The organism is Sphingobium sp. C100 (assembly GCF_000508185.1).
Classification (GTDB): Bacteria; Pseudomonadota; Alphaproteobacteria; order Sphingomonadales; family Sphingomonadaceae; genus Sphingobium.
In genome coordinates, this window is record NZ_AYOY01000052.1 from 1 (window position 1) to 6537 (window position 6537).

Sequence of the window (6537 nt, forward strand, 5' to 3'; positions counted from 1 at the left end):
AACCAACCGGACGGCTACGGCTGATCCGGTCAAAGCGAATGACGGTGATCGTGTCGCCGGGACGCAGGAGGCCCAGCAGTCGCGTCAGCGTGGGTCGTGATTTACGTCCGTTGGCGCGCTCCTCGATAATGCGCGTGCAGCCGGTCGCCTTCAGCGCCCGCCGCTGCGCATCTCTTTAAGCAAATGGAGTGCGTAGCGGTCATCTCGGCTTTCGACCCTTGGTCGTCATTCAGATGCCAAGTTTGCATCCCTAACAGCGGACCTTCCGCTTAATGAGAGCCTCTCTGCATAATGTCTTCTGGCGGAAGCCCGCCATACATTCCGCAAACGACTACGCCTTTTCGACGACCAGTCTATGCCCATAGCGCTCCAGCAATACACGTAGAACTTGGGCGCTGGAATAAGCGGCAAAATGTTGATGTCCGTCCTCCTTGTCCGGATCTGCGAAATCACATACGCCTTTGAGTGCGAAACATTGTGGATGTGGTCGGGATGCAGCTTGAGCGGCAGCAAACAGGCCATAGATCTCCATTTCAACGCCAATCAATTCTTGATGCTGCGTGCGAATTTCTTTGATCACTTCACCGTCGGCAAGCACTGCGGATCCTGATGCCACAGGGCCGACGTGTATCTGAGGTACACCGGAAGGCGTTCCTTCAAACTCCGTGGCGATCATTCCAAGGGCATTTCTGTCCCCGCGCAACTGTTCGATATGGCTGCGCACCTGCGCCGATGCGGGTAATTGATGGGGACGTATGGAGAACTGAGTATTTTCTTTGTCTCGAGCACGCTTTCCGCTCTGGAAATCCCAAGATGGGTCTGCAAAGAGCACATCTCCAAGCTTTACCTTCCCACGAACCCCTGCACAAATTCCGGTCATGGCCACAAGCTGGGGCTTGAGTTTCTCGACGATAGCCGCTGTCCGCAAAGCCGTAGAAACCATTCCCATGCGCGGCGCGGATGTCACACTGACTTGGAGAGTCCTGCCACCCGATTCAAACCATCCGCCATGCACGAAAACCATGTCATCGATTGGGCGCGATGCTGACCAGTTCCATGGCAGTTTTAGCACTTCTTCCATTTCTGGTTTCGCCAAAGCGCAGATAATCGCAATATCGGTTGGCTTCTCGCTCGGACCGTTGGCGATTTGTAGTTGATCGAGCAAATATCGTGCACAGTTGGTAGCGCGATTGACCCAGTCGTCATTATCCGCCGAAAATTCCAAAACGGTCCATGTGTACGCCTCGAAATCCCGAAGTACCGATGCGCCGACCTCCCGGTCAGCTGTTATCCCCAGTATATGACGCGGTGGGTTAGATACTTCACCCTCTCGAATCTCAAAAAGAAGGTCGGCGGAATGCTGGATCGACTCTTCACTTTCCGGCCACAACGGTATGAGAATATCCAGAATGAGAAGATCGTAATTATGCTGTTCTATCTTCTCGCGCGCAGAAACAGTACAACTAACAAGGTCAATCTCGTTCCGATTAATGCCAATTTTGGAAAATGCCGTAATCAAGCGGTCATAACGCTTCGGACGGTCATCGACGATCAATATTCTCACTGCGAGTTCCTAGTGATGCCAGCCTCGGCCAGTGTCGAAGCGAGGACAGTTTTCCATTCGTCAAAGGTCGAATTGTAGTGTAGGACCGCCCGCAACACCTCTGGAAATTCGTCGATCAGTTCGGCTCTTAACTGCGCGAGATCAACCGTGCTCCCACCTTCGCGGACAAAGCCTTCATAGCCTGTGATTACTACGGTCGGGCAGACTATCTCTGCCATTGCCATATGCCGGAGAACCTCTGTTCCACCAAAGCCTTGAGGACGACCGCCGCGTTCACGCTCACCCACATCGAAGGTGGGCAAGGACATATCGAGAATTAATAGATTTATGTCCGAAGTTTCCAGCGCATCAAGCGCAGAGTTGACGGACCGTGCCGACAAAACAATCGCGCGCGGGGTGAGCTCACTAAGAAGCTTCTCGATATGCCGTCGCTTGGGAGCCTCATCCTCAACCAGCAGGATGGCTGTTTCAATTGTCGTCACTCGCACCTCCCGATGACAAACGCACCTCGTAGGTCACATCAAGGCGGAAACGCCCTTCGGCCGTGAACGCAAACTTGATTGATCCGCGATCTGATTGCGTAACGACCGCCGCCAGCTTGGCAAAGCCACTTCCCCCTTCTGTTCGTGTCCGGCGGTCATGTGATCCTTCCTCGATCATCTTGCGGATTACATTGGCTTGCCGCTCCTTGTCGGCGCGAAAGGAGGGGCGGCAGTCACTAACGACCACAAGTGACAATGTCGAATCCGCCTCATTCCATTGTGCCGTCACATCCACCTTTGGCGATTTCATTCCAGAATGTTTGCGTGCATTGCCCAAGCCGACGAACACGACGTCATGGACGAACACGAGATTGGAGGCAGGAAGCTCGAGATCGCCTTGTGCGTTCTGGCTAATTTGCGGGGAGAAGCCTCTTTGTGACTTCAACGCAGTGTCCACACCGATTTTGAGTATCTGCTCGAGGGAGAACAGGCGATGCTGCCTTAGCGTATCTGCATGTACGAACCATTGCGCGACCTCATCGAGTTTGATTTGCACCTCACTGGAAGCGCCGCCCATGGTAGCATCGAACTCAAGCCATGCACCGTCCTGCTCAGCCAGCTCGCGAATTCGCGCTCGCACGATATCGAACTCGTTAATTATGCGAGATTTCATGTCGTCGGTGATGAAAGTTCGTATCTGTGATAGGGAACTTTCGATGCCAGTCCATAATATGGGCAAAACAACACGAATGAATTCGGAAAAATTTAAATCTAGCCTGATTAGAGCTCGAGCAAGACTTATCATGTTACGATTAAGCGTCAGAAGTATCATCCCTTGGGGTTTTTCAATGCTACGAAGATGAAAGTAAGCGTCCTTTGCCTGCATTAGTATCTCATCAAACTTTATGGCGAAATTCCGCAAAGCACTGTCAATTTCACGCTGCGCTCTTTCATCAGCATGATCAAAGCGATTGAGCCAGACGTTATTGCGATGATATTCACCAGCCTCTGACTCTCGCGTTGTAATCAGATCAGCAAATTCGAGAGGGCCGCGAATGAGCCCTATGAAACTTTGATGGCGAACACGTTTCGACAGATAGAAGTCGAGCCCGAAGGCCGCATTAGTGAGAAACTCTTCACCAAGGCGTCTCAATATGCTGACAAGCACGGCATCGGCTTCATTGTCAGGGACGAAAGCGGCTTTGTTAGCAGAATTTCGTTCAATCTCCTGAAGGACGTCGTCGAACGACTGCGGTCCCAATACATCGATATCCACCAGATCGCGATATCGCCCGTAATCTTCCGCCAGCTCACGTAATGCCCAGCGCATGAGGCCGTCGCTATCAACATGGATACGCGTACTGTCTACAATCCAACGGCCATCGTCCATCTCGAGATCGTTGGCGATCAGAATGATTTCACTTTGATAGACTTCGAGATTTTTGCCGTCGAACCGAGAGAGCAAGCCACAGATGGCCTGCCTTTCCTCAAGAATGGCTCGCGTACCTGAAAACAGCCGTGAAAGGTCAAGAATACCGGGTACACAAACCTTGCGAAAAAAGTAGATGAGCTCATGTCGATCGATACTCAGCAACCCGAACTGCAGATCAGAGGGACGCGCTACGCCCAACCGACGCAACGCATGGCCTGTAGCAAAGCGCATCATTGAAGCAGTTTCGCTTGTCTCCTGCTCTGACCAGAGAAGATGGAGCGCGTTAGGTGCTGCTAGTGAACGATCTACAGCTTTGAAATCTTTCCATAGATAATTTTTCAAAGCGCTAACGACGGGCAGAAACCGCGCGTGCATGGGGCTGCGTGTTCCCTCACTCGCAATGAGAGAAATCACTTCCTGCCGCATGCCTTGAGCCCAAAAGACGTGAAGCTGCACCAGCGCGCCTAAATTCCGTAGAGATTGCGGCCATGTGTCACTCAAGTCTGCCAACGCATCGCCAGCGAGCCCATATTCACCGCGATCAATATGGCCGATAGCTCGGATCAAACGACAGGATTTTGCTGTGTCGGCTCCAGGGCAGGAAGCTTCGTACCAAGCCTTATCAGTGGGACTGCACGCGCTGTCATCACGGCTGCATCCATACCCCCATAACCGGTCCTCAATGCCTCGATAGGGGCTATTGAGCCCGACCAACCAAGGCTGCCATGGCTGGTCAGGTCTGATCCGGCGTAATTGCATGAGGCATTCAAATAGGCCTGCAGCCAAGGGGAGCCCACGAAGGTTCAAAGCGAGCTTGGTCAGTTGAGCCCAGGCATCTTCCGATCCGTTGGATCGGCGTTGCACCCGTGCTATCAGCTCGGCGACCTCTGTCGGCCTTGCACTGACCGGATCACGCTCGCGGCTGGCGGATGCCAGCGCCAGGCCTGCATATATATACTCCCAAGGATCGTCTGATGTGATGCGACACGCGAGGCGCATCGCGCGGTACAAGCGCCCTTCGAACAAAGCGTCAGAAATTTCGGTGATCCGGACAGGCAGGGCGAACTGACGTGTTGAATCGAGAATTTCGGTTATTTTCCATAGTCTGAAATCATCGACGTCTATGCTGGCGACGCAGTCAACGATGAGCTTTGCCCGTTCCGGGTCCGGCTGACGCCGCACAAGCTCTTGCAGTACAGCGACAAATGTCTCGTAAATGTCAGTTATGCCGTGACTTTGCTCAACGCGCAAAATCTCGGCGAGCCCCTCGTCGGTGTTAGGGAATTCATTCTTGAGACGATATCGGTCATAAGTTTTTGTCGGTTCGCTGTGCTGCGTCAGCCCTGTTATGCGCTGGTCGATATCATCAAGAAATTTGGACAAGGTTGTGCGATCTTCATTTCGCACGCTAGTATGATAGACGGTGAAATTAAGCAGCCCAGCACGATGAATATTACGTAACTGCGCTGAATAGCGTTTCTGCCGTTCCAGTCCACCGGCCAGATGTTCAAGCGCCAGGCGTAGCTGGACAGACCAAAGGGAGACGCCGAGCGCTTCTTGGATAGCGTCAATCCCGTCGATTGCAGATCCATATTCGCCAGCGAAGGCGGCTTGCTGAACGAGTGCCACTGCTTTGTTGAACAAGTTCAGTTTCTGCGCTTCAGTCCTAAATCGCTCGGTGAGCCATAATAGTTCATACTCAAGCGATATGGCTGGAGCTTTGGAATAGATACCTGTGAGATCATCATAGCCGGTCGGAATGCTTGTAAGATCACCAAGCTGCGCCTGAGTTTGCTCTGCCAACCATTCGAGGTAAGGGCGATATTCACTGGGGCTGATGGCAGCACGCGCGTCCAACAGCAGATCCTGAAATGATGAACGGAACACGCGATGTGGTAGAACACGCTGGTTCTCGACAAATCGGCGAGATCTGAATTGTGAGATCAAGCCACGAAATCGATTCTGAAATTGTATAAAAGCCTGCGTGCTATCCGTCTTCGTACTCAACATCATACCCGTAAAAGCCCCCCGCCTTTCCTCCCAACTTGACCGCATTCTTTGGAGAAACGATAATTGTAAGACATTCGTCGACGCGGGTCGAGATGAGTTAGAACAAGAAATTGAACCTTTGTAAAATGCAGAAATTGAGATCGAAGGCTTGATAAGCCCTGAGGCATACCACCCATGGGACAATACAATGTCCGCTTAGGTCAGGGTCGTGTCTCGAAGCGGACCGTCGCGAAAGTCCCAGAGGCAGTCAACAAATCGCCCTCACGCCGCTTCCCACACCCGGTTGATGACTTTGGCAGCCAGCGCAACCTTGTTCTCCGGCAGGAAGCGTCCGTAATGTTGGGCAACAGCATCTGCAGTGTCCTGAATGGCGTAGCCCGCCTGCTCGTAGGACCCCGTCTCCTTGAGAACATGCGTGGCCAGGACATCCCGGATGTTGTGTGGACCATGCGGCAAAAGTCCCCGGATTGCGCCACGTCCCGTGTAAGGATTATAGATTCCATATCTCTGGATGGTCAGGCGCCAGGCCTCATAAAAACTCGATTGACCATAGGCAGCATTCTGGCTCGTCGACTTCGCGGTCTTGACGAAGAAGGTTCCAGGATCGCAGGCTTCGCCGAGCAGCACCGTTCTATGGACGCGGATATGGGCTTCAATATAGTGATAGAGGTCGCCGAGGTCCGGCAACATGTATCGAAACGACCTGTTACCAAAGAAGGATGACGTGGCATTTTTGAAGGCTGCGGCGGGAATCAACACCTCCCAGCCTTTATCCTTGTTGCTCCAGCGCAATTCTCCACATCGACGCATTTCAAGCTGCCGTTCAGACATAGGGGCCTCGTCTCGCGGGCAGAAGAGGAGTTCGCGCATATTGCGCTGCCGTACCCCGAGATGGATCCCCAGGCGGATCATGAGAAAGGAACGAACGGCTTCCGCTGCCGGCTTTGGATAGCGCCGGGAATTCGGCATGCACCGCAGAACTTCGTCGGCGATACGGCTATATTCACCAACCGGACTGTCAGATTCCAGAATGGCCATGACAGATGGGG

General features: G+C 52.9%; 3 protein-coding genes and 2 pseudogenes. All 5 read right to left on the reverse strand.

The features are described from left to right. Positions 1 to 160 (reverse strand): annotated as a pseudogene (locus tag C100_RS47755) (recombinase family protein); the annotation flags it as partial. A 171-nt stretch (positions 161 to 331) separates the two neighbouring features. After that, positions 332 to 1555, reverse strand: a complete 1224-nt coding sequence (locus tag C100_RS47760) for a 5'-methylthioadenosine/S-adenosylhomocysteine nucleosidase family protein (protein ID WP_161633897.1) — start codon at positions 1553 to 1555, stop codon at positions 332 to 334. Between the two features lie 5 nt (positions 1556 to 1560). Continuing rightward, complete coding sequence (locus C100_RS29930; protein WP_024018725.1) at positions 1561 to 2046, reverse strand: response regulator; 486 nt, start codon at positions 2044 to 2046, stop codon at positions 1561 to 1563. Next, a complete protein-coding gene (locus C100_RS29935; protein ID WP_161633898.1) occupies positions 2033 to 5335 on the reverse strand; it encodes a hypothetical protein in 3303 nt (1100 codons plus the stop codon). Before C100_RS29935 ends, C100_RS29930 begins: the two co-directional genes overlap by 14 nt. A gap of 414 nt (positions 5336 to 5749) precedes the next feature. Beyond that, positions 5750 to 6537: pseudogene (locus tag C100_RS29940) on the reverse strand (hypothetical protein); the annotation flags it as partial.